At 49.1% G+C, this 21,426-nt stretch carries 21 protein-coding genes and 1 pseudogene; 12 read left to right on the top strand and 10 right to left on the bottom strand.

Annotation, left to right across the window (positions count from 1 at the left end):
• Positions 1-134 precede the first annotated feature (134 nt).
• From A3SI_RS08000 to A3SI_RS07970, 9 genes and pseudogenes are all read left to right on the top strand, one after another.
• On the top strand, positions 135-1,493 hold the full coding sequence (locus A3SI_RS08000; RefSeq protein WP_009054978.1) for an SLC13 family permease: 1,359 nt from the start codon (positions 135-137) through the stop codon (positions 1,491-1,493).
• 96 nt (positions 1,494-1,589) lie between these two features.
• Positions 1,590-4,133, top strand: coding sequence for a M14 family zinc carboxypeptidase (locus A3SI_RS07995; RefSeq protein ID WP_040670473.1), 2,544 nt, complete (start codon positions 1,590-1,592; stop codon positions 4,131-4,133).
• Between the two features lie 84 nt (positions 4,134-4,217).
• Positions 4,218-5,747 carry a B12-binding domain-containing radical SAM protein gene (locus A3SI_RS07990; protein ID WP_316929132.1) on the top strand — a complete coding sequence of 510 codons (1,530 nt, stop codon included), beginning with the start codon at positions 4,218-4,220 and terminating at the stop codon, positions 5,745-5,747.
• Positions 5,681-6,409 (top strand): hypothetical protein, encoded by a 729-nt coding sequence (locus A3SI_RS22515; RefSeq protein WP_316929131.1) that lies wholly within the window; start codon positions 5,681-5,683, stop codon positions 6,407-6,409. The genes A3SI_RS07990 and A3SI_RS22515 overlap by 67 nt, the downstream gene beginning before the upstream one ends.
• Before the next feature lie 219 nt (positions 6,410-6,628).
• Positions 6,629-6,991: a hypothetical protein gene (locus tag A3SI_RS20530; protein ID WP_238531664.1), complete on the top strand. Its 363-nt coding sequence runs from the start codon at positions 6,629-6,631 to the stop codon at positions 6,989-6,991.
• On the top strand, positions 6,949-7,728 hold the full coding sequence (locus A3SI_RS07985) for an ATP-grasp domain-containing protein (protein WP_238531663.1): 780 nt from the start codon (positions 6,949-6,951) through the stop codon (positions 7,726-7,728). Before A3SI_RS20530 ends, A3SI_RS07985 begins: the two co-directional genes overlap by 43 nt.
• 133 nt (positions 7,729-7,861) lie before the next feature.
• On the top strand, positions 7,862-8,143 hold the full coding sequence (locus A3SI_RS07980) for a DUF202 domain-containing protein (RefSeq protein ID WP_040670471.1): 282 nt from the start codon (positions 7,862-7,864) through the stop codon (positions 8,141-8,143).
• A 12-nt stretch (positions 8,144-8,155) separates the two neighbouring features.
• Positions 8,156-9,133, top strand: coding sequence for a TerC/Alx family metal homeostasis membrane protein (locus A3SI_RS07975; protein ID WP_009054973.1), 978 nt, complete (start codon positions 8,156-8,158; stop codon positions 9,131-9,133).
• 108 nt (positions 9,134-9,241) lie between these two features.
• Positions 9,242-10,119, top strand: a pseudogene (locus A3SI_RS07970) (Ppx/GppA phosphatase family protein).
• Between the two features lie 68 nt (positions 10,120-10,187).
• Here the strand turns inward: A3SI_RS07970 and A3SI_RS22510 are convergent.
• The 7 genes from A3SI_RS22510 to A3SI_RS07945 all read right to left on the bottom strand — a co-directional run bounded on the left by A3SI_RS22510 (position 10,188) and on the right by A3SI_RS07945 (position 14,475).
• Entirely contained in the window at positions 10,188-10,688 is a 501-nt protein-coding gene (locus tag A3SI_RS22510; RefSeq protein ID WP_316929130.1) for a molybdopterin-binding protein, read from the bottom strand.
• A 32-nt stretch (positions 10,689-10,720) separates the two neighbouring features.
• Positions 10,721-11,110 carry a cyclic pyranopterin monophosphate synthase MoaC gene (moaC, locus tag A3SI_RS22505; protein WP_316929129.1) on the bottom strand — a complete coding sequence of 130 codons (390 nt, stop codon included), beginning with the start codon at positions 11,108-11,110 and terminating at the stop codon, positions 10,721-10,723.
• Positions 11,104-11,715, bottom strand: a complete 612-nt coding sequence (gene mobA / locus A3SI_RS07960; protein ID WP_040670435.1) for a molybdenum cofactor guanylyltransferase — start codon at positions 11,713-11,715, stop codon at positions 11,104-11,106. Before mobA ends, moaC begins: the two co-directional genes overlap by 7 nt.
• Positions 11,703-12,137, bottom strand: coding sequence for a helix-turn-helix domain-containing protein (locus A3SI_RS07955; protein WP_009054969.1), 435 nt, complete (start codon positions 12,135-12,137; stop codon positions 11,703-11,705). Before A3SI_RS07955 ends, mobA begins: the two co-directional genes overlap by 13 nt.
• Positions 12,138-12,147: 10 nt before the next feature.
• Entirely contained in the window at positions 12,148-12,813 is a 666-nt protein-coding gene (locus tag A3SI_RS07950; RefSeq protein WP_009054968.1) for a Cache 3/Cache 2 fusion domain-containing protein, read from the bottom strand.
• A 118-nt stretch (positions 12,814-12,931) separates the two neighbouring features.
• Positions 12,932-13,060: an MFS transporter small subunit gene (locus tag A3SI_RS23535; RefSeq protein ID WP_449406403.1), complete on the bottom strand. Its 129-nt coding sequence runs from the start codon at positions 13,058-13,060 to the stop codon at positions 12,932-12,934.
• Positions 13,057-14,475: an L-lactate MFS transporter gene (locus A3SI_RS07945; RefSeq protein WP_009054967.1), complete on the bottom strand. Its 1,419-nt coding sequence runs from the start codon at positions 14,473-14,475 to the stop codon at positions 13,057-13,059. Before A3SI_RS07945 ends, A3SI_RS23535 begins: the two co-directional genes overlap by 4 nt.
• A 228-nt stretch (positions 14,476-14,703) precedes the next feature.
• Here A3SI_RS07945 and fdhD point away from each other — a divergent pair, with 228 nt between their 5' ends.
• From fdhD to moaA, 3 genes are read left to right on the top strand one after another with little or no spacing between them, the layout of a single operon-like run.
• Entirely contained in the window at positions 14,704-15,585 is an 882-nt protein-coding gene (gene fdhD, locus A3SI_RS07940) for a formate dehydrogenase accessory sulfurtransferase FdhD (protein WP_083836461.1), read from the top strand.
• A 14-nt stretch (positions 15,586-15,599) separates the two neighbouring features.
• Positions 15,600-17,897 carry an FdhF/YdeP family oxidoreductase gene (locus A3SI_RS07935; RefSeq protein ID WP_009054965.1) on the top strand — a complete coding sequence of 766 codons (2,298 nt, stop codon included), beginning with the start codon at positions 15,600-15,602 and terminating at the stop codon, positions 17,895-17,897.
• Between the two features lie 2 nt (positions 17,898-17,899).
• Complete coding sequence (gene moaA / locus A3SI_RS07930; protein ID WP_009054964.1) at positions 17,900-18,892, top strand: GTP 3',8-cyclase MoaA; 993 nt, start codon at positions 17,900-17,902, stop codon at positions 18,890-18,892.
• Positions 18,893-18,974: 82 nt separating this feature from the next.
• Here the strand turns inward: moaA and A3SI_RS07925 are convergent, their stop codons facing one another.
• The 3 genes from A3SI_RS07925 to A3SI_RS23530 are packed head-to-tail and all read right to left on the bottom strand — an operon-like array spanning position 18,975 to position 21,376.
• The gene (locus tag A3SI_RS07925) at positions 18,975-19,235 is read right to left on the bottom strand and encodes a helix-turn-helix domain-containing protein (RefSeq protein WP_156810223.1); all 261 of its coding nucleotides are present in this window, start codon (positions 19,233-19,235) and stop codon (positions 18,975-18,977) included.
• Positions 19,236-19,254: 19 nt separating this feature from the next.
• Complete coding sequence (locus tag A3SI_RS21570) at positions 19,255-20,514, bottom strand: peptidase domain-containing ABC transporter (RefSeq protein ID WP_262491764.1); 1,260 nt, start codon at positions 20,512-20,514, stop codon at positions 19,255-19,257.
• The gene (locus tag A3SI_RS23530; RefSeq protein ID WP_449406402.1) at positions 20,441-21,376 is read right to left on the bottom strand and encodes a cysteine peptidase family C39 domain-containing protein; all 936 of its coding nucleotides are present in this window, start codon (positions 21,374-21,376) and stop codon (positions 20,441-20,443) included. Before A3SI_RS23530 ends, A3SI_RS21570 begins: the two co-directional genes overlap by 74 nt.
• Positions 21,377-21,426: the final 50 nt, after the last annotated feature.

Raw genomic sequence — 21,426 nt, 5'->3', positions numbered from 1 at the left:
AGCAAAGCCTGCTCACCACCTTACACTACGCTACGTGACAGCCAGCAGCATCGGGCGCCTACTGGGACCCGCTTTCTTTCTTTTTTTTTCTCTGGTCCGGGATTCCCGCTGACCTCAGCCCAGAAGCACGCAGCATGCTGGGCATCACCCTCTGGATGGCCACCTGGTGGATGACAGAAGCTGTGCCCATACCTGCCACCGCCTTATTACCGCTATTTCTTTTTCCCCTGCTGGATATCCGCAGCATTAGTGCCACAGCCGTTCCCTATGCCCATCCCATGGTGCTGCTCTACATGGGTGGCTTTATGCTGGCCGTCAGCATCGAAAAATGGAATTTACATAAACGCTTGGCCATTCACGTCGTCTTGCTGCTGGGCACCCATCTCCGCGGCATCTTACTCGGCTTTATGTGCGCCACCGCCTTGCTATCCATGTGGATATCCAATACCGCCACCTCGCTGATGATGCTTCCCATCGGGCTCGCTGTCACCCAGCAGCTGGACGGAAATGACGCGTCTGGAAAGCGTTCGCCTACCGGCAAAGCACTCATGCTCGGCATCGCCTACAGCGCTTCCATCGGTGGACTGGCCACCCTAATCGGTACCCCAACGAACATCACACTCTCGGCGATGATCCAACAATTTTATGGCATTTCCATCGGGTTTAGCCAGTGGATGCTTTTCGGCTTGCCGATTTCCCTTTTGCTACTGGCCATCTGCTGGTACTACCTGGCCTACCATGCCTTTTCTTTCCCGCAGGCGGAAGGACTACAAGCGGCACGCACCGAAGTCAGCCAGCAGCTGGCCGCGCTAGGCCCTATACGCTCACCTGAAGTGCGTGTGGCACTAGTTTTTGGGGGCGTGAGCCTGGCCTGGATCCTACGTAGCCAGCTCCAAACCTTGCTGCCCGCACTGGATGACACGTTAATTGCACTTGGAGGTGTTTTGCTCCTATTTGTACTGCCCGCAGGCGAAAAAAACCGCCCAAATGTCCAGCTCTTAGACTGGAAAACAGCTGAAAAAATCCCTTGGGGCATTCTATTGCTTTTTGGAGGTGGACTGGCGCTGGCGGATGGTTTTCAAGTTACGGGACTCGCCGAAGCCATCGGCCTGCAATTTGCCCTGCTGGAAACACTGCCTTACCTGCTTTTCCTGCTATGCATCGTTTTAGTGGTCAATTTCCTAACCGAAATCACCTCCAATGTCGCTACCGCCTCCGTTTTGCTCCCCATTTTAGCTGCAGTCTCCTTACAAGTGGGCATGCATCCCTATGGCCTTATGGTGGGCGCCACAGTGGCTGCCTCTTGCGCCTTTATGCTGCCCGTTGCCACTCCTCCTAATGCCGTCGTTTTTGGCTCCGGCTATCTGGAAATTCGCGATATGCTGAAAACAGGCTTTCTCCTTAACCTGCTCTCCGTTCTGCTGATCAGTCTGCTGGTGTACTTCTTGCTACCCATCGTCTGGGGCATCGACCTGCACCACTACCCTTTTTAACTAAACAATTAGCATATTCACACACCTTTCATCCGAAAAGACTTGCCAAAAGGGAGAAATGGTAGCATGTTGGGGGTAGATTTAATCCTAAACACCATGCGAAAATGTGTCTTGCTTTCTCTAGCAGCTTGTTTACTTTCCTTTTGGGCCCCGGCCCAAAGCTACTTTTTCCCTGAGGGTGAACGCTTTAACCCGAATATCCAGTCCCCGGAGGAGTTTCTGGGCTATCCCATCGGGGAATTTCATACCCGCTACGATCGGGTACATGCCTATTTCCAGTATTTGGCGGAGGCTAGCCCCTATGCGCGCCTTGAAATCATCGGTTACACGCATGAAAGACGGCCGCAGCTGGTCCTTTATGTGTCCGAAAATACGGAGGAGTCTCGTTTAGAGGACATTCGGCAGCGCCATCTCCTACTGACACGCCCAAATCAAGCGATGCCCGATCTGAGCAGCATGCCCGCCATTCTAAATTTGGCCTTTTCCGTTCATGGAAATGAGCCTTCCACCACCGAGGCCGCTATTCTTAGCGCCTACTGGCTAGTAGCTGCGGAGGGGGAGCTGGCGCAGCGCGTGCGCCAAGAGGCCCTAGTCCTCATCGATCCGGCCATTAACCCTGATGGCAGAGATCGTCACAGCCACTGGGCCAATATGCACCGTGCCTTTCCACCTGTGGCAGATCCGCTCGATCGGGAGCATAATGAGGTTTGGCCAGGAGGACGCTCGAATCATTACTGGTTCGACCTCAACAGAGACTGGTTGCCGCTGACGCAGGTGGAGCTACAGCATAAAATGGCTTGGTACCACCGCTGGTACCCGAATGTGGTGGGTGATTTTCATGAAATGGGGACGAATAGCACCTATTTTTTCGAACCCACGAAGCCTTTTAGCTCTGAAAATCCAGTGGTGCCGCGTAAAAACTACGAGGAAGTTACGCAGCGCTTTGTCCCCTATTTCGCTAAAAATTTAGATGCGATCGGCTCGCTTTACTGGACAAAAGAGGTTTTTGACAACAGCTATCCCGGTTATGGATCCACGTACCCGGACATACAGGGTGGCCTCGGACTGGTTTTCGAACAGGGCAGCTCCCGCGGACATGTTCAAGACTCCCAGCGGGGCCCTATTACCTTCGCGTTTACGATTCGTAATCAATTTCGAACTGCGCTCGCAACCTTAGAAGCAGGAGTGGAAGCCCGCGAGTTTATGCATCGCTACCTGAGAGAATTTTTCCAAACTGCCGAGCAGGAGGCAGCCTCCTCTCCTACCAAAGCGTATGTTTTCGGTGATCCTGCGGATGCAAGCAAGAACCGTTTGTTCTTAAACCTTTTATTAGCGCATCAGATTCAGGTAATTGAAAATCAGAGTACTATCAACCAAGAGGGCCAGCGTTTCGAAGCGGGCAAGTCTTGGCTAGTCCCTACCAGACAGCCGCAGTATCGCATGGTGCGCAGCATTTTCGAGCGGGTAACGGAATTTGCGGATTCTGTTTTTTACGATGCCTCGGCTTGGAACATGGCCTTGGCATACGACATGCCTACTGCGGCCTTACGCCAAAATCCGGGAGGTACTCCGCTTGTGGAGATTCCGAGTCCTCAACTCCAGCAGCCGGATACACGACCTGCTGTAGGTTATCTCATTGCCTGGGAAGATTATTTTGCCCCGAAGCTGCTGCAGCGCCTACAGCGGGCGGGTGTGTATGTAGAAGCCAGTGGCGCTTCTTTTACCTCAGAGACACATTTGGGTGAGCGCAGTTTTGGGCCGGGCACCCTTCTTATTCCGATGGGCTTTCAGCAGCTGCCGCTGGAGCAGGTCGAAGCCCTCGTTTTGCGCGAAGCGCAAAGCCTCTCGCAGCAGGTTTATGCCGTTTCTAGTGGCCTGAGCAAGCAGGGCATCGATCTGGGAAGCAATCAGGTGACTGCCATTCGACAGCCGAAAGCCCTCATGCTGGTAGGTGCCGGAGTGACTTCTACGGAGGCAGGTGAAATTTGGCATTTACTGGATACAAAATTGGAAATGTCACTTACGAAAGTAGATGTGGAGCGCTTCGGACGGGTCAATTTACATCAGTACAATACGTTGATACTGGCATCGGGCGATTACAGTGCCATCGGTGAGCACGGCCTGACGCACCTGAAGGATTGGCTCTCGCGGGGAGGTGTGCTCATCGCCGTTAAGAGTGCGAATCAGTGGCTTTCTCGTGCGGGCATCACGCCTCTAAAAAACCTGGAAGAAGTTCCTATGGCAGCACCTGCCGACGAGGTGGGTTTTGGAAATCGCCGTGATTATTATGGGGCCCAAAGCATCGGTGGTAGCATGTATGCCACGCGTCTGGACCTCAGTCATCCGCTGGCTTATGGCTATACGCGGGAGAATTTGCCGGTATACCGCAACAGTAGTATTTTCTTTGCGCCCGTAGCAGACCCTTTCCAAAACCCGGTACGCTATCGCGAGCAGCCCTTACTTGCTGGCTATGTGTCGGCGCGCAACTTGGCGCAAATCCCCAAGGCGATGAGTGTTTCCGTGTCTAAGTTGGGATCGGGAACGGTGGTACACTTCATCGACAATCCGAATTTCAGGGGCACCTGGTTCGGTACCAACAGGCTTTTCTTTAATGCGCTGTACTTCGGGGATCGCATGTAAGCACATGTCCGGCAGTCCTCGCATCGATCACTTCCTAATGTGCTGAATTAGCGCTATCTTGCGGCTTATTTAGTCCTGAAGGAAGTGATCGTACTTATTACCCCACCGTTTACGCAGTTAAACACCCCTTATCCTGCCACGGCCTACATCAAAGGCTTTTTAAACACCCGCCAGCTCCCTTCGCTTCAGTTGGACCTTGGCTTGGAGGTGATCTTGACACTCTTTTCCAGAACTGGGCTGGAGCGGCTTTTTCGGCAGCTAGAAGAGAAGTATGAGGATTTGACCGAAGGTCAAAAAGCACTGGTAGATATGCAGGATACCTACATTCGCAGAATCGATCCTGTTATTCGCTTTCTTCAGTATGCCGATCCTACTTTAGCGTATGCTTTAGCTGCTGGGGATTATTTACCACAGGGGCCTCGCTTTCAGCAGTTGGAGGAATTGGATTGGGCCTTCGGGCAGGTGGGCATTCAAGATAAGGCCAGGCATTTTGCTACCCTTTTTTTAGAGGACCTCAGTGATTTGATTACCCAGACGGTGGACCCTTATTTTGGCTTTAGCCGATACGCAGAGCGCCTTAGCCGTTCGGCGAGTAGCTTCGAAGGGCTGCTGGAGGCCTTACAGCTTCCGCCTACCTTCACTGATCAATTGCTTTTTGAGCGCTTAGCGCTGCGGGAGGAAACCCTACGCGGTGCGAGCCTGGTCTGTTTATCGGTTCCATTTCCGGGCAACTTATACAGTGCTTTGCGTATCGGGCAGTACCTTAAAAAGCTTTATCCTGCGGTAAAAGTGGCTATGGGAGGCGGGTATCCCAACACAGAATTACGAAGGCTATCGGATCCGCGTGTGTTTGATTTTCTCGATTATGTGACCTTAGATGATGGGGAGCGTCCTCTGCTGCAGGTGTACGGACACGCATGTGGGCAGGTGGAGTCCACGCAGCTGAAGCGGACCTTTATCCGTGATCAGAGCGGCGAGGTACAGTTCATCAATTCTGAGGAGCAGCCTGACTTTCCGTTTACCGCTGTGGGTACGCCCGATTACAGTGGCCTGCCGCTAAGTTCGTATTTGGGGGTAATCGCGTGGACGAATCCGATGCACCGGATGTGGAGCGATGGCCGCTGGAATAAATTGACCATGGCCCATGGCTGCTACTGGAAAAAATGTTCCTTTTGTGACATTAGTCTGCCTTACATTCAAGACTATAGTCCTCTGAGCGCAAGCTTATTAGTGGACCGCATGGAAGAATTGATTCAGGCTACGGGGACCACTGGCTTTCATTTTGTGGACGAGGCAGCCCCTCCGGCGCTTATGCGTGAGCTAGCGCTGGAAATTCTCCGTCGGGGGCTGATTTGTACCTGGTGGACGAATATACGCTTCGAGTCGCGCTTCAGTTATGACCTCTGTCGGCTGTTAAAAGCAAGCGGCTGTGTGGCTGTATCGGGCGGGCTGGAAGTGGCCTCTGACCGCCTGCTGGAGAAGATGCAAAAAGGAGTGACGGTGCTCAGGTGGCGCGGGTGGCGCGCAATTTTACCGCTTCAGGAATTATGGTGCATGCCTACCTCATGTATGGATTTCCTACGCAGACAGCACAGGAAACGGTGGATAGTTTAGAAATGGTGCGGCAGCTTTTCGGGCACGGTGTTCTCCAAAGCGGCTTTTGGCATCAGTTTGCTATGACGGCGCATGCTCCGGTGGGCTTGACGCCAGAAGATTTTGGAGTAGCGGAAGTGGGACCTGTTTTTGAGGGATTTGCCGATAATGATCGTTTCCACGAGGATCCTAGTGGGGCCGAACATGAACGCTTCGGTCCGGGCTTAAGCAAAGCGCTTTACAATTACATGCATGGTCATGGCTTGGACTTTCCACTTTCGGATTGGTTTGACTTTAAGGTTCCCCGCACCCGCGTGTCGCCGGAATTTATCTACGATGCCTTAGAAAGTGAGGAAGATGAGGTAGCAATCAAGCCCAGCACTAAGGTTGTATACATCGGTCATCCTTTCCGTCTGCGCACGCGCGCGCTGGCAAAGGGGCGTCGCCAGCAGGTGTACCGGGCTCAGTTAGGAAGTGGACAGGTGGAGCTGCCTGCTAGTCGGGAGCTTCAGGCATTTGTAGAGCAGGTGCTGCCCCTTTGCGCCCCTGGCGCGGGCAAAAAAAGCCTTAGCTGGAGCAGTTTTCAGGCCTCCTGTCTGGCTGCCGGCATACAGGATTTCGATGCCTTTACGGAGTCGGAAGTTTGGATGGGACTATTAGAGGCAGGACTTCTGCTGCTTTGAAACCTTTTATGCCCGTTCTAAGCACTTATGTCGCTTGAAATGGCCTGAAAATTGCTAAGAGGTGGCGAGGAACTGGCGTTCATACGCTATATTTGTATGTTTAAAAACTAAGCCTGTAATTATGTTCTTGATTGACTACCCGTATGTATCCGATTTTCTGAAAAGCACCTTGGCTGGCAGTGAGACTCCTGTAATTAAAACCCTGTAGCTGAGGAAATTATGGAAGGTTATTCGCCCAAGTGGATTTCCATCTCTGAGGCAGTGGCGCGCATGGAACGATCTGAACGCCCCAAATTATACACCAATTCTGAAAACACGATTTACTGGCTGCAGCAGTTTGCGGGGCACACGCCTATCCCAGAAAGCCTATCCTTTTTTAAGGACAAGCATCGGTTTAGAGGCCTCGTAAAGGCTGCTTTTCCAGATTATTTTTTCACGAAAGTGGCGGAGGAGGAGCTGGACAGTCTTGATGTGAGCCGTTTTCCATTTCCCTTCATCATCAAGCCTGCGGTGGGCTTTTTCAGCTGGGTGTATTTAAAGTGGACAGTCCTGAACACTGGCAGGAGGTGCTCCCGGCTTTAAAGGCGCAGTTGTTAGCCACACAGGACATGTACCCTGGTGAGGTAGTGAATACCCAGCAGTTTTTAATCGAGTCCTATATTCGTGGTGAAGAGTATGCGATCGATTGTTACCTAGACGCAGCAGGTGAACCCGTGATTTTAAATATCATGCATCACTGGTTTACATCGGAGGCGGATGTTTCCGACCGGGTATACTGCGCTTCATTAGGTACTTGGAAGCGGCTTCATGAACCTGTTTTAGCGTTTTTAAAGGTGTTAGCACAGGTTACTGGCTTGAAGAATTTCCCTTTGCACCTCGAGGTGCGGCAGCAAGAGGATGGACGCATCATACCGATAGAGGTGAATCCGATGCGCTTTGGGGGTTTCTGTACCACGGCAGATGTGGCGCATTTTGCTTTCGGGCTAAATGCTTATGAAGCCTTTATGCAGGAGCAGCGCCCTGATATCGAGGCCATGATGCAAGCGAAACCAGATGCGCTTTTTGCACTTGTTTTATTAGACAATACCAGCGGAATTCCGGCAGATGAAATCGCAGGCTTTAACTTCCCTGCTTTGGAAAGAGATCTCACAGGGATTCTGCATGTGCGCAAGCTCCCTTTTATCACCTATGGGGTTTTCGGCTTTGTGTTCACAGAAACACCGCTGGAGAAGCGCCATGAGCTGGAACAGCTTCTCCACAGTGACTTGAAAAAGTATGTGGTGCGTAAGGATGCGGTCACACGCCCTACCCCCTGCTAATGAAAAAGCCCTGCGCCCGCAGTAGTACGACACCATTAAGGTTTTTCTTACGTAAGCTCAAATAGGTGACTTCTGTCACCTATTTGATTCTTGTCGATAAGATAAATTTGTGAAAAAATTAAAAAATACAGCTATGAGCGCAGATCCAAAAAATGAAGAAGAGCTAATCGTACGTGATTACTTGGCTCGCCAGCGAACCACAATGGCAAATGATCGTACCTTATTGTCGTATATCCGTACCGCGCTGTATTTCTTGGTCAGCGGCACGGCCCTAATCGAGGTGAAAGCGCTCGATCATGTGAGCGATTTAGGCTATGTGGCCTTTGCACTCTCTGTGGGACTGTTGGGTTTAGGGTTTTACAATTATTTCCGCGTAAAAAGAAAGTTAGAAAAGCACTACTACAAGCAGATGTAGCGTGTCCGATGTATGGAACATGAACAGTACACCCTGATTGGGTTTTTCCTCCTGGTTCTCCTTTTGCTGGGAATCGATTTATTTGTTTTTAACAGGGAAGCCCATAAGGTAAGTACCCGTGAGGCCTTAAATTGGTCCATCGTTTGGGTGGGCCTAGGCCTACTTTTTGGCTTGTATATCGCTTGGGACTATGGAAAAACCTTTGCCTCACAGTATTACACCGCCTTTTTGATAGAAAAAGCGCTCAGTGTGGATAATTTATTCGTATTCATTCTGATATTCCGCTATTTTCAAGTGCCGGATAAGTACCAGCATAAGGTCCTGTTTTACGGTATCTTAGGCGCTATCATTTTCAGGGCCATCTTCATTTATTTTGGCGTAGCCCTTATCGAAATCACTTATCTGCCCGCCTTTTCTGTTGGCGACCTTTCGGTCAAAATCAACGTCGTCATGACCCTTTTCGGCTTTTTCTTGCTCTATGCCGGTATTAAAAGTTGGAAATCGGACGAGGAGGAAGCAGACAAAGACTTTTCTTCTTCTCTAGCCACACGTCTCATCCATCGGCTTTTCCGTGTAGATCCACGTTACCATAACGGTCATTTCTTTGTTCGCCTAGCGGACGGCAAGCGCTATGCCACCCAGCTGCTTGTCGTGGTGGCGGTGGTAGAGTTTACCGATATTCTTTTTGCAGTGGACTCTATTCCCGCGATTTTTGCGATTTCAAATGAACCGCTCATTCTGTACACCTCGAATATCTTTGCTATCCTGGGATTACGTGCACTGTACTTCCTTCTGGCAAATAGTTTTGACATGTTCCATTACTTGCAGCATGGTCTGGCCCTGATTTTGGTGTTTATAGGAAGCAAGATGCTGCTTTCCGCTGTCTTCCATGTGCCTCCCACCCTTTCCCTGCTAGTGGTCTTTTCCATACTTAGCATCAGCATCGCTGCTTCTTGGAAGCATTATCAGGACCAGCGCGCCGCCTCGTAGTGGTCACTATTTTCAGGCGGTGCTTATGAATCAGCTTCCATCTGCATGTAGGCCTAGGAAAAAGTAGTATATTAGTCATTGAAATATGTTTCACCAACCCCCTATCTTTTGAAGTTAGCCGCCGTAGATATCGGATCGAATGCCATCCGCCTCCAAATCACGAATGTTACCCACCACGATGGACAAGCCACCTTTAAAAAATTAGAGTACCTACGCTTTCCCTTGCGTCTCGGTATGGATGTGTTTCACCATCAGCGCATATCGGAAAAAAACCGCCGCAAGTTTGTCAAGCTGATGAAAGCGTTCAAGCTGTTGATCGACCTGTATGAGGTAGACGATTACATGGTCTGTGCCACCTCCGCCATGCGGGAATCCCTAAACGGAAAAGAAATCGCCGAAGAGGTGAAAGAGGATGTCGGGCTGAAGATTAACATCATCGACGGAAACCGTGAGGCTGACCTAATTAATGTGGCACTTTGGTCGTATATTGACGAAAAGCCCTACTTACACGTGGATGTGGGCGGTGGAAGTACCGAGCTAAATATTTACCACAAGAAACAGAAAATCGCTTCGAAGTCCTTTAAAATTGGCTCTGTGCGCGCACTCGAATCGAGTAACATTCCTCTTTCGGTTTGGAAAGGCATGCATGATTTCATCGCCAAACATGCTCCGCAGAAAGCCAATATCACCTGTATCGGAACGGGGGGAAATATCAATAAAATTTTTGAAATGAGTAAGCCACGAAAGGGTAATCGCTACATTTCCAAAGACCGCATCATCGAAATTCAGGCCTTTTTAGAGGGATATACCTACGAGGAGCGCGTGAACAAGCTCAACTTGAACCCGGATCGCGCAGATGTGATCATTCCGGCCTCTAAAATCTATTTGGCTGCCATGACAGCCGCCACTTCAAAGCGGATGTTTGTGCCGATGTGGGGCTAAAGGATGGACTTATGAGTGTTCTTTACGAACGCAATAAAAAGTAAGTCCACCCGCCTTATGCCCGATGGACTTACCGCTTATTCGTAATTATATCCACCTACTTTCTTTTCATTTAGGAGTCTGCTCCCGTGTCTAGCTTGTCCTGCACACGGAAAATATGCAAAACAGCAGGGAAAATAGCCGCCATAGATTCTTTGGCGCCAGCCGTACTGCCCGGAATACTGAGCACCAGTGTACGCTCGATCATGCCTGCCACCGAGTGGCTAAACATGGCATAAGGCGTGCGCTCCTGACCATAGCGCCGGATCGTCTCCTCGATACCGGGAAGGGGGCGCTGCAGGAGTGGCCGGATCACTTGGGCGGCCATGTCTTTACGGGTGAAGCCACTACTTCCGATCACGAGCACCATGCGATGCCCATCACGGACAGCTTGTAACAACTGCTTTTCTAGGATTTCCGCTGTCTCAGGGAGTACCTGATAGCCCTTTACCTGCACATTTTTAGCCTGAAGGGCCTCACGAACCAGTTGTCCCGCTTCGTCGGTTTTTTTACCACTCAGCACATCATCGGCACAGAAAAAGACCGCCGCATCTACGCCATGGTCTTGGGCCAAAGCCGCGTAATCGGTTTTCCCTCCCGTTTTTTTCAGCAGGCGTATGGAGAAATTTCCACCCCTTTATCGATAGGTTTAAGCATATCGTACATGGTGAGCGCCACCACCGAAGCTGCGTGCATGGCTTCCACCTCTACCCCGGTCTTGTAGATGGTATGAATTTCCATTTCGATGCGTACTTCTAGCCCTTCGATGCTGTACCGCACCGTAGCGAACTCGATAGGAAGTGGATGGCAGTCGGGGATCATGTCGGCTGTCCGCTTCGCGGCAAAAAGCCCGGCAACTTTCGCCATTTCCAATACATCGCCTTTGGGCACACGACGTTCTTGGATCGCTTGAATGGTCGCATCGTTGCTCACCCGTACCACCGCCTGGGCGATGGCTTTTCGTAGCGTGGTACTTTTATGTGTAATGTCTACCATTTTTTTCGGTTTTGTTCCGTGTATGTTTTGAGTTGGAGCCACTGCTCCGGCGTATTTACATTCATAAATTCGGCTGCCTGATAGCGGGGATCCCTGCTGACTTCGACGTTCTGCGCTTCTAGCTCGTGAAGGAGCGGCATCATGGCGCGGCGCCCCGCATCGAGCGCCATCGTAACGTGCGGCAGGGTCCTTTGTGGGTACAGTCCCACCGTGGGGCAAGTTCTTCCTTCTATCTGTAGCACCACGGGTACGTCGGGTGCGTTTAGGTGATTTTCCTGCAGGAGAGCTAAAGCCCAAATAGGAAGCAGGGGCATGTCACAGCTCAGCAGAAATACGGGCCCTATATCCTCGTGCTCCAAGGCGGCCTCTAATCCGGCCAGCGGACCCCCTCCAGCCCGTTTTTCAGGGATGCAGGGAATGTCTAGGTGGCGATGCTCTTCCTTTGCGCTGAGCAGAAAAACAGCATGCCCCTGAGCGGTTAGGCGTAGCTGAAGCCAGCGCCAAAAGGGGGTTTCCAACAGTTGCAAGGTAGCTTTATCCTGTCCCATGCGTGTGCTTTGGCCCCCGGCCAATACATATACGGGAGGAGCAGTTACGACTTGCATACTTTCAGCTGGTACTGTTTGGGGGTTAGGCCAAGTTGGCTTTTAAAAGTCTTAATGAAATAAGAGGTGTTTGCGTAGCCTAGTGCAAAACAGGCATCTGCCACACTTATATCTGGATTTTTTAGAAGTTCGCGTGCCACGCGTATGCGCTGTTCGTGGAGAAATTGGAGCGGTGTGGTACCAAAATGCGTTTTAAAGGCACGAAAGAACGTAGGGACGCTCATGTGCACCATGGCAGCTAACTTCTCGATATCAAGTTCCTCTTGATAATGCTGGCGCAAATATTCTCCTGCTTGGCTCACATGCCCCTGAGGAGGGGGCTGCTGTTCTGAAGGGAGGGATTTGTTTGCTTTGTTCTGAGCCACTAAAAGGCGTGCAAACTGCTTCATGGCGATTTCCAGGATAGCGCCGGGGCCATCCATGGGTCTATCTTTATAAAAATAATGAACGATCCGTGCGACGATTTCTTGGGTGTCTTTTTGGTCTGCATGTAAAATAAAATCTACGAGCTCCAGGAACTCCTCTTGCATGTACTTGGCATGCGACTGAGACTGCCAATTCAGGAACGCCCACGTAGAACATACCGATTAATTCTCCGTCTTGGATGATGGGATTATAGGCTGTCAAGTACCAGTCGTTTACCACGAAAGCAGAACCGCGATACGTTTCCCGTTTTAAGATGGCGGTGGCTACGGGGGAGCGGTTGGGGATGTAATAGTTGACAGCGCGACTGCCATCCAGGTTTAAGATATTCGTGGCGATTCTCAGGAAGCCTTCGGGGATCCGCTGAAAGATCGTTACGGTATTATCGGTAGCCTCCTTGATGGTATCGACCAGTTCGGTGTTAAAGTGCACTTGCTGACCCTGCATGGCCCACGGGTGAATCTGGGCTTTGTGCTCTTCTAATGTTATTTGGTTAATGGCAGGAACGGTAAGCGTTTTACTTTTTTCGATGTGAATCGGACCTTTCGCATAAAAAAGCTCTTCTGCTTTTTCCATGGCCAGCTCCACATGTTTGAGTCTATTTTCATTCTCTGTTTTTAGACTTTGATAGTATTCGGCGAGAATATTTTCAACATGCGCAGTACCTATTTCCATGTTTTTTTATTTCATTAAACTCCTTAATGGACGCAGGGTTTTCCTGTATCAAAAAAAGGATGTACCAAAGATACATCCTTTTTTATGTCCAAAATAGGGTAAAGCTAAGTTTTACGTTTTACTGAAAAATCGCGAGTGTTTTCAGAAAAACTTGTCCTACGCCCCAGAGCAGTGGAATGCTTACAAATCCCCAAGCGAGGGCGATCCATATAGGGGATGTCTGGGAATGCTGTTCTGAATTTTTCATGATTTCGCAGTTTGAAGTTTTGGTGTAGAAGAAGCAGTAGCATCCTTTTCTTTCATGTGGTATTTCGCATCCACTGGCTTGACTAACAGGTTGGCTATCATACCGATAACAAGTAATCCTGCCATGATGTACATGGTGAAGGAATAGGCTTGAGCTGCTGGAAGTCCGACCGTTTCGATTTGATAGGCGCGCAGATAATTGATTAGGCTTGGGCCGAAAACGGCCGCCAAAGACCAGGCTAAGAGGAGTCTACCGTGTATGGCGCCGACTTCAAAGGTGCCAAACATGTCTCTTAGGTAAGCGGGGATCGTGGCAAAGCCACCACCGTACATGCTAATAATGATGCAGAACGCAATGATGAAGGGTACTGCGGAGCCTAAATTTCCAAGTGACGGAATGACGAAGTAGAGCACGGCCCCGAGTAAAAAGAATATAGAATAGGTATTTTTTCTTCCGATTTTATCTGAAATGGAGCTCCAGAAAAAGCGGCCGCCCATGTTAAATAGCGAAAGTAATCCCACAAAACCCGCGGCGGCAGCCGCACCGATGGCTTTATCACCTACTGAGTCGGCGGAAAAGAGCTCCTGGATCATCACAGAGGCTTGGCCCAGAACACCGATTCCTGCTGTTACATTTAACATAAGGACCACGAAAAGAAAGTAAAACTGTGGGGTCTTGATGGCGACATCCGCTTCCACGTTGTTTTTGGTGATCATCTTGTTGGTGGATGCTGGAGGCGTATAGTTTTCTGGCTTCCAGTCCTTTGCGGGAACCCGCACCATAAAAACACCGAACATCATGAAGACGAAATAGATAAGGCCCATGGTGAGGAAGGTTTCGGCTACACCTGTGCTGGTGCTGCTGGCAAAAAAGTCCATCAAGCTTACAGATAAGGGGGAAGCGACCATGGCACCACCACCGAAGCCCATGATGGCCATTCCTGTGGCAAGTCCTGGTCTGTCTGGGAACCATTTAATGAGGGTAGATACGGGTGAAATGTAGCCTAGACCGAGGCCGATGCCACCAAGGACGCCGTGTCCGAGGTAAACAAGCCAAATGTTATGAATAGAAACACCAAAAGAAGCAATCAAAAAGCCTCCGGCGAAGCAAAGTGCCGCAACGAACATCGCTTTACGTGGGCCAGCTTTCTCAAGCCACTTACCAAAAAGGGCGGCGCTGGCCCCAAGGGTGAAGAGGGCGATGCTGAATATCCACCCCAATGTGGTCAGTTGCCAATCCCCATCTGCAGGAGCATCTATTCCGACGATACGGGTCATCGGCTCATTAAAAACGCTGTAGGCGTAAATTTGACCGATGCAGAGGTGGATGGCAAGGGCAGCTGGCGGAACGAGCCAGCGGCTGTAACCGGGTTTGGCAATACTTTTCTCCCGGTCGAGAAAGCTAAGAAATCCCATAGGTTTATTGTTTTTGAGTTAATGAATGCATGATGTGATGGAAAATAAGCTTGGTTTAGTGTGTTTAGTCACATTGCAAGTAACTAACTTTTCATGCCAGAAAATAACTGATATATGTCAATCTTTTCTAGTAATCCGATAATTATGAGGGATTATAATTGATGGCTGTTCGGTAATTTTACTTTCGTCTATCTGCGTCTTTTACGCATTTACAGTAACTTTATTTACATGACCCAAAATAGCTTACTTCGCCATAGGATTCATCGGGTGACAACCGAAGGGAGTCACATATTCGATGACCTAGTGGCTGTAGAAGAACCTTTAGAAATACGGCTCGGCTATGGGGAGCTCCCCTTTCGTCGGGAGCTAGCATTAGCTGTGACCATGCGGACTCCTGGGGAAGATGCTGCTCTGGCCGTGGGTTTTCTTTATTCAGAGGGCCTCATTCAAAGACCTTCCGACCTTCTTTCTGTCAAGCACTGCACGCGAGTGGAAAAGCCAGAGCAGTTTGGGAATGTCATCCGAGTAGAACTGGCTCCTGAGCTACAGTTCGATCCTGCTCGCTTACAGCGTAATTTTTATACCAGTTCCAGCTGTGGTGTCTGCGGTAAAAGTTCCATAGAGGCTGTGGAACAGCAGTGTTCGTTTATTCCCGTGCAGGAGCAACTGTTTTCTTCTGAGTTCTTATTGTCTTTACCTGATCGTTTACGTGCTGCGCAACCTAATTTTTCAGCCAGTGGGGGCATTCATGCTGCAGGTTTGTTTCGGCCAGATGGTCAGCTGATCGTGGTTCATGAAGATGTGGGACGTCATAATGCCGTGGATAAAGTCATAGGTGCTGGCTTTCAGGCTGGAGTTTTGCCGGAGGCAAATTTGCTCCTACAAGTCAGCGGAAGGGCGAGTTTTGAACTGGTCCAAAAAGCGGGACGTGCGGGAATTGCCGTGCTTTCTGCTGTCGGAGCCCCCAGTAGTTTAGCCGTACAGCTAGCAGAAGCCACCGGAATAACGCTTTTAGGTTTTAATAAGGCCGGCAGATTGAACAGCTACACGCATTCGGCACGAATTGAGGGTCTCACTTCTGTTGAAATTAAGGAAAAAATTCAAGGATAAATCGATAGTATACAATGGCAGTAACTGAAAAAAACATACCGGCTGCACAGCCGCCTGAGAAATTCGAAAAGATACGTTTAGAGAAGCCATCCACCTCTGCGGCAGGCTTCATGGGCGTCAAAGTAGCGATCGAGCATGTAGTCAGTGAAATGGGTGTTGGTGGTTTGGCTACCCTATTCAAGTTGAATCAAAAAAACGGTTTTGACTGTCCTGGATGTGCCTGGCCCGACCCTGACGAAAAACGTTCTTTTTTAGCGGAGTACTGTGAAAATGGTGCCAAAGCTGTAGCCGAGGAGGCAACACTTAAGCGTGCTGATCCTGAGTTCTTTAAAAAGCATAGTGTTCATGCGCTCACGCAGTGGACAGATTATGAGCTGGGAAAATCTGGCCGTATCACCCACCCTATGATTTTGCGCCCTGGCGCCAGTCATTATGAACCTATTCAGTGGGATGAGGCTTTTCAGCTGATCGCAGATAAGTTAAAAAGCCTTCCTTCACCGGATCGCGCGATTTTCTACACTTCGGGTCGTGCATCGAATGAGGCGGCCTTCCTGTATCAGTTGATGATCCGCATGTATGGCACCAATAACATGCCCGACTGTTCCAACATGTGCCACGAGTCCAGCGGTTATGCCTTGAGTACGACGGTGGGTATCGGTAAGGGATCGGTTACATTAGAAGATTTTCAGCATGCTGATGTGATTTTGATCGCTGGTCAAAATCCAGGAACGAATCATCCGCGTATGCTTTCTGCGCTGGAGGAAGCCAAGGCCAAGGGCATCAAGATCGTGTCGATCAATCCACTTCCGGAAGTGGGGTTGATGAACTTTAAGAATCCGCAAGGAATAAGTATGCTTACGGGTGCGCCGCTGACGGATATTTTTCTTCAGGTGCGCATTAACGGGGATGTCTCCCTATTTAAAGCACTGCTCAAACTTATGTGGGACCGCGAGCAGGAACAGCCGGGTAGCGTCTTTGATCATGATTTTATACAAGAAAAAACAGAAGGTTTCGAGGCCTTGAATGCGGATATCGCCAGCTATGATGCAGAAGCTTTGGCAGCGGATAGTGGGGTACCTTTCCATTTAGTGCAGGAAACTGCGGAGCTGCTTTGCAGCAAAAAGAACATCATTGCCTGCTGGGCGATGGGACTTACACAGCATAAAAACAGCGTGGATAACATTCGCGAATTAGTGAATATTCTTCTCCTGAAAGGCAGCATCGGCAAAAAAGGTGCTGGGACCTGTCCTGTCCGTGGTCACAGTAATGTACAGGGAGACCGCACGATGGGAATTTGGGAGAAACCGAAGCCAGAATTCTTGGATAGCTTGCACCGTGTGTTTGGTTTCGAGCCTCCTCGCGCCCATGGTCATGACACTGTAAGCGCTATAGAAGCGATGTATGCTGGGGAAGCGGATGTGTTTTTTGGCCTGGGCGGCAATTTCCTTTCTGCTACTCCAGACACCAACTATACGGCTAAGGCGCTAATGAACTGCGACCTGACGGTGCATGTTTCTACTAAGCCGAATAGAAGTCATCTGATTCATGGGAAAACTGCATTGATTTTGCCTTGTTTAGGGCGTTCAGAGGAAGACATGCAAGCTTCTGGGCCACAATTCGTGACGGTAGAAAACTCTATGGGCGTGGTACATATGTCCCGTGGAGACAGAAAGCCAGCATCTGCAGCCCTGCTGAGTGAGCCTGCGATCGTAGCAGGTTTAGCCAAAAAGCTTTTAGGCAGCGAAAAAGTAGACTGGGTCAAGATGGTACAGAATTACGATCATATACGGGATGCGATAGAGGCTGTTATTCCTGGATTTGATTCTTACAATAAGCGGGTGCGTAAGCCAGGAGGCTTTTACTTACCAAATGGATCACGTACGGGGGATTTCACGACGCCCGACCGCAAAGCACATTTTACGATCAATAAGGCTCAGGAGCTTCGACTAGCAGATGATCAGTATCTGATGATGACAATTCGCAGCCATGATCAGTTTAATACAACCATTTACGGTTTGAATGACCGGTATCGTGGGGTGAATAATGAAAGAAGGGTTATCTTTATGAATCCGAGGGATATGGAAAAAGCCGGCCTCAAGACGAAGGATGTGGTGAATTTGGTAGGACATTATGAAGACGAAAAGCGCTTTGCGTATAAGTTTCTAGTCATTCCATTCGATATTCCTGAGCGCTGCACGGCGACTTATTTCCCGGAGACCAATGTGCTCGTGCCGATTCGCAGTAAGGCGGACCACAGCCACACACCTACTTCTAAGTTAGTCATCATTTCGATCGAAAAAGCAAAAAGTTAACCATGAATACCTTATACGACAATCACGGAAGACCTATAAGTTATTTGCGATTATCCGTAACGGACCGCTGTAATCTGCGCTGCTTTTACTGCATGCCAGCGGAGGGAGTGCCTTACGTTCCGAAAAAATCGCTTCTAAGCTATGAGGAAATGCTCCGCATTTGTCGTGTATTGGCAGAAAATGGTGTTAGCAAAGTACGCATCACAGGTGGCGAGCCCTTCGTTCGGAAGGGGCTCGTCCCCTTTTTACATCAGCTTACTGCCTTAAAAGGCATCGAGGCCGTAAACATCACTACCAATGGTGTGCTCACGGCTCCCTACATTGCTGAACTGAAAGCTATGGGCATTAAAAGTGTAAATCTGAGCTTAGACACCCTGGATGCAGATCGATTTTATGCCATCACAAGACGTAATAAGTTTTATGCCGTGATGGACTGTTTGGAAAAGCTCTTAGCCGCCGGTATCGAGACAAAAATCAATACCGTCGTAATGGATGGCCAAAACATCGAAGATATTCTTCCACTGGTGGCTTTAGCCAAAACGCATCCTGTGTCTGTGCGTTTTATCGAGGAGATGCCATTTAATGGAGAAGGGCAGCATTATCCCGTCTTACACTGGACACATAAAAAGATTCTGAACCATATTCAAGAAGCGTATCCCCATTTGAAGCGCTTGCCATCATCGCCTGGAGCTACATCCACAAATTATGAAATTCCCGGTTTTCAGGGCAATTTCGGCATTATCGCAGCCTTCAGTAGAACCTTCTGTGGAAGCTGTAATCGCATCCGCATGACGGCCCAAGGTGACCTAAAAACCTGTCTATATGGAGATCCTGTCTTACAAGTGCGCGATTTGATGCGGTCAGGAGCTTCTGATGAAACACTTTTACACACCTTCAAGCATGTTTTCCAGCAGCGTGCCCGCGATGGTTTCGAAGCAGAGCAACTGCGTGCCAGTGGCGTCGTCACTGAATCCATGTCGACTATCGGTGGATAGAGCCGACAAATCACCCCATTTTGTGTAATAGGTATCCGCGCAGACGCATTTCCAAAGGAATACGGATCCACGCGGAAATAAACTATGCTGACGCTCTATTCTTCTTGATAATGCGTATGTGCACCTCCAGTTGCAGTCGACTTCCCTCTTGGAAATAAAAGGTTTGTCTTCTGCGCGAGTACTGTATTTCCAAGCCGATATCCCGTAGTTCTTCCAGAATCGCATAAAGTTTCGAGCGGCTGATACCTAACCGAGCCGCCAGCGCCTCGGGAGGTCCTGTATTTTCCTGAAGAAGGAGTTGATTGAGGAATTTGATCCGCTCGATTTGTAGAAAAAGTTCCATAGGCATTGGGTTAATCGGTTCAGGCGGCCTGAAACAGTACAGCTTGCTTGCGAATCATTTCGTAATAGATACCTTGTAGGGCGATTAAGCGCTGATGATGGCCTTTTTCAACCACCTTTCCAGCTTCTAAAACAAAGATTTCATCGTATTGCTGTACCGCTGCCAGGCGATGCGTAATGCATAAAATAGTTTTTCCCTCTTGGGCTAAAGCAAGTAAACACTCCTGAATAATGCGTTCTGAATGCGCGTCCAAAGCGGCAGTTGCCTCGTCCAAAATAATGATTTCAGGATCTCGATACAGGGCTCGTGCTAAAGCGACACGTTGTTTTTGTCCGCCCGATAAAGTGGCACCATGTTCACCGACATGCGTTGCTAGGCCCTGCGGAAGTGCATCGATAAAACTGTCCATGCCTAAGCGCTGACATAGGGCAAGCACACGCTCTACATCAGGCTGATAATCTCCAAGTGCAATATTGCTTAATAAATCGCCAGCAAATAAGGTCACATCTTGAGGAACCACAGCGATGCGTTCGCGTAGACTTTCCGGAGTTAGGTAGCGTAACTCATGTCCGCCGAACCAAATTTTTCCTTTTTCTATCGGATAAATTCCTTGGAGCAACGCCATTAAAGTACTTTTACCTGAGCCACTCTCCCCGACCAAGGCACTGATTTTGCCTGCCTGAAATTCTGCTGTAAAATCAGTGAATACAGGGGCTTTCGCACCATACCGAAAGTGAACCTGCTCAAATCGGATGCGCTCTATGGGCTCTTTAGGTAAGGGATAGCGCGTGCTTTCGGCTTCTTTTTCTTCTTCGGTGAGCTCCATGATTTCAAATAGCCGATCGGCCGCTATCCAAGCATTTTGAATCGTCTTATTCATACCTACTAAAGCACTGATAGGCCCTGTTAGATAGCCACTTAAGGCATAGAAGGACATCAATTCCCCCGGAGTTAAGACTTGTTGCAAGACATATCCAGCTCCCACCCACATGATAAGTAGGGAGAAGCCACGCGACACAAATTCAGAACTTGTACCAGTAAAAAAGCCCACCATTCCGGAGCGGTAAACACTGTTTAACAAATCTGTGAAGCGTGTTTCCATTTTCATGCTTACAAAGGACTCTGCTCCGAATCGCTTGATCGTACCGATGCCTGTTAAAGATTCAATGAGGTGCGCATCCAGCTCAGCACCATCCTCCATGAGCTTACGCTCCGTCTTCTTGTTTAAGGCGTTCGTTATAAAGTAGAGCACGCTGTAGATGGGAATAATTGCTAGCATGATAAGTGCTAGCTTCCAATAAAAAAATCAGCATTAAAGCGAATGAAAAAAAGGACGACACAAACGTTAACAACCAAGCCGATAAGCGTGTCATTAATAAAAAGTCGAATCTTAACGGCATCATTGATTCGGGATACGATTTCACCCACACGCATAGAATCAAAAAAGCTTTGCGGCAGGCGCAAAACATGTTTGTAATAGCGAGAATAAGCCGAGCATCTATCTTTTGACCTACTTTAAAAACGAAAAGATTCTTCAAAAAGCCAATGCCCATCTGAAAAAGTAGAATCAGGAGCATCGCTACCGAAAGTATATTAAGTAGACCTACATTTCCTCCGACAAATACAGTGTCGACCAGTTTTTGTACATACAGAGAAGACGCTAAACCCAGAACCGTATAAAGAATCGCTCCTATCAGTGCTTGGAAAAGTACGGGACGATGTGGCCGCAGCAGGTAGCGAAAGCGCTGCCAGATGGAAACCGTCAGATCTCCTGCCTGAAAATCAGCATGAGGCATTAAAAGAATAAGTACGCCTGTCCACTTTTCTGAAAATGATTGTAGCTCCTCTACATGCATGCAACCGTCTGCAGGATCCATATAATGCACTTTACCTTTTGCTACCCGATAAAGCACCACGAAATGCAAAAGCCCAGTTTTGAGTTGCACATGAGCGATCGCGGGATAGTTAATTTCTTGTAATGCCGCCACATTACCCCGTACTCCCTTAGCAGAAAAGCCCATTTTCTCGGTTGCTTGGAGCATGCCCATAACGCTAGTGCCCTTTTTATTGGTAGCAGCGAGTTGTCGTATTTTAGCTACAGACAACTTTAATTTGTAATGAGCAGCCACCGAGCTAGGCAAGCAGCTCCGCAGTCGGTTATATCTCTTTGTTTAATCTCTTTGCGTATCAT

Source organism: Nitritalea halalkaliphila LW7, assembly GCF_000265075.1.
GTDB classification, from domain to species: Bacteria; Bacteroidota; Bacteroidia; order Cytophagales; family Cyclobacteriaceae; genus Nitritalea; species Nitritalea halalkaliphila.
The sequence above is the reverse complement of the archived record's forward strand: the minus strand, read 5'-3'. Positions and strand labels throughout refer to the sequence as shown.

What these genes read in the sequence shown, in the direction of transcription:
- A3SI_RS07995 (WP_040670473.1), top strand. Translation starts at nt 1,590, where the DNA reads ATGCGAAAATGTGTCTTGCTTTCTCTAGCAGCTTGTTTACTTTCCTTT.
- A3SI_RS07935 (WP_009054965.1), top strand. Translation starts at nt 15,600, where the DNA reads ATGGCAGTAACTGAAAAAAACATACCGGCTGCACAGCCGCCTGAGAAA.
- A3SI_RS07980 (WP_040670471.1), top strand. Translation starts at nt 7,862, where the DNA reads ATGAGCGCAGATCCAAAAAATGAAGAAGAGCTAATCGTACGTGATTAC.
- A3SI_RS20530 (WP_238531664.1), top strand. Translation starts at nt 6,629, where the DNA reads ATGGAAGGTTATTCGCCCAAGTGGATTTCCATCTCTGAGGCAGTGGCG.
- A3SI_RS08000 (WP_009054978.1), top strand. Translation starts at nt 135, where the DNA reads ATGCTGGGCATCACCCTCTGGATGGCCACCTGGTGGATGACAGAAGCT.
- A3SI_RS07955 (WP_009054969.1), bottom strand. Translation starts at nt 12,137, where the DNA reads ATGGATGGCCCCGGCGCTATCCTGGAAATCGCCATGAAGCAGTTTGCA.
- A3SI_RS21570 (WP_262491764.1), bottom strand. Translation starts at nt 20,514, where the DNA reads ATGCTAGCAATTATTCCCATCTACAGCGTGCTCTACTTTATAACGAAC.
- A3SI_RS07975 (WP_009054973.1), top strand. Translation starts at nt 8,156, where the DNA reads ATGGAACATGAACAGTACACCCTGATTGGGTTTTTCCTCCTGGTTCTC.
- moaA (WP_009054964.1), top strand. Translation starts at nt 17,900, where the DNA reads ATGAATACCTTATACGACAATCACGGAAGACCTATAAGTTATTTGCGA.
- moaC (WP_316929129.1), bottom strand. Translation starts at nt 11,110, where the DNA reads ATGGTAGACATTACACATAAAAGTACCACGCTACGAAAAGCCATCGCC.
- fdhD (WP_083836461.1), top strand. Translation starts at nt 14,704, where the DNA reads ATGACCCAAAATAGCTTACTTCGCCATAGGATTCATCGGGTGACAACC.
- A3SI_RS22515 (WP_316929131.1), top strand. Translation starts at nt 5,681, where the DNA reads ATGGTGCATGCCTACCTCATGTATGGATTTCCTACGCAGACAGCACAG.
- A3SI_RS07950 (WP_009054968.1), bottom strand. Translation starts at nt 12,813, where the DNA reads ATGGAAATAGGTACTGCGCATGTTGAAAATATTCTCGCCGAATACTAT.
- A3SI_RS23535 (WP_449406403.1), bottom strand. Translation starts at nt 13,060, where the DNA reads ATGAAAAATTCAGAACAGCATTCCCAGACATCCCCTATATGGATCGCC.
- mobA (WP_040670435.1), bottom strand. Translation starts at nt 11,715, where the DNA reads ATGCAAGTCGTAACTGCTCCTCCCGTATATGTATTGGCCGGGGGCCAA.
- A3SI_RS07945 (WP_009054967.1), bottom strand. Translation starts at nt 14,475, where the DNA reads ATGGGATTTCTTAGCTTTCTCGACCGGGAGAAAAGTATTGCCAAACCC.
- A3SI_RS07925 (WP_156810223.1), bottom strand. Translation starts at nt 19,235, where the DNA reads ATGGAACTTTTTCTACAAATCGAGCGGATCAAATTCCTCAATCAACTC.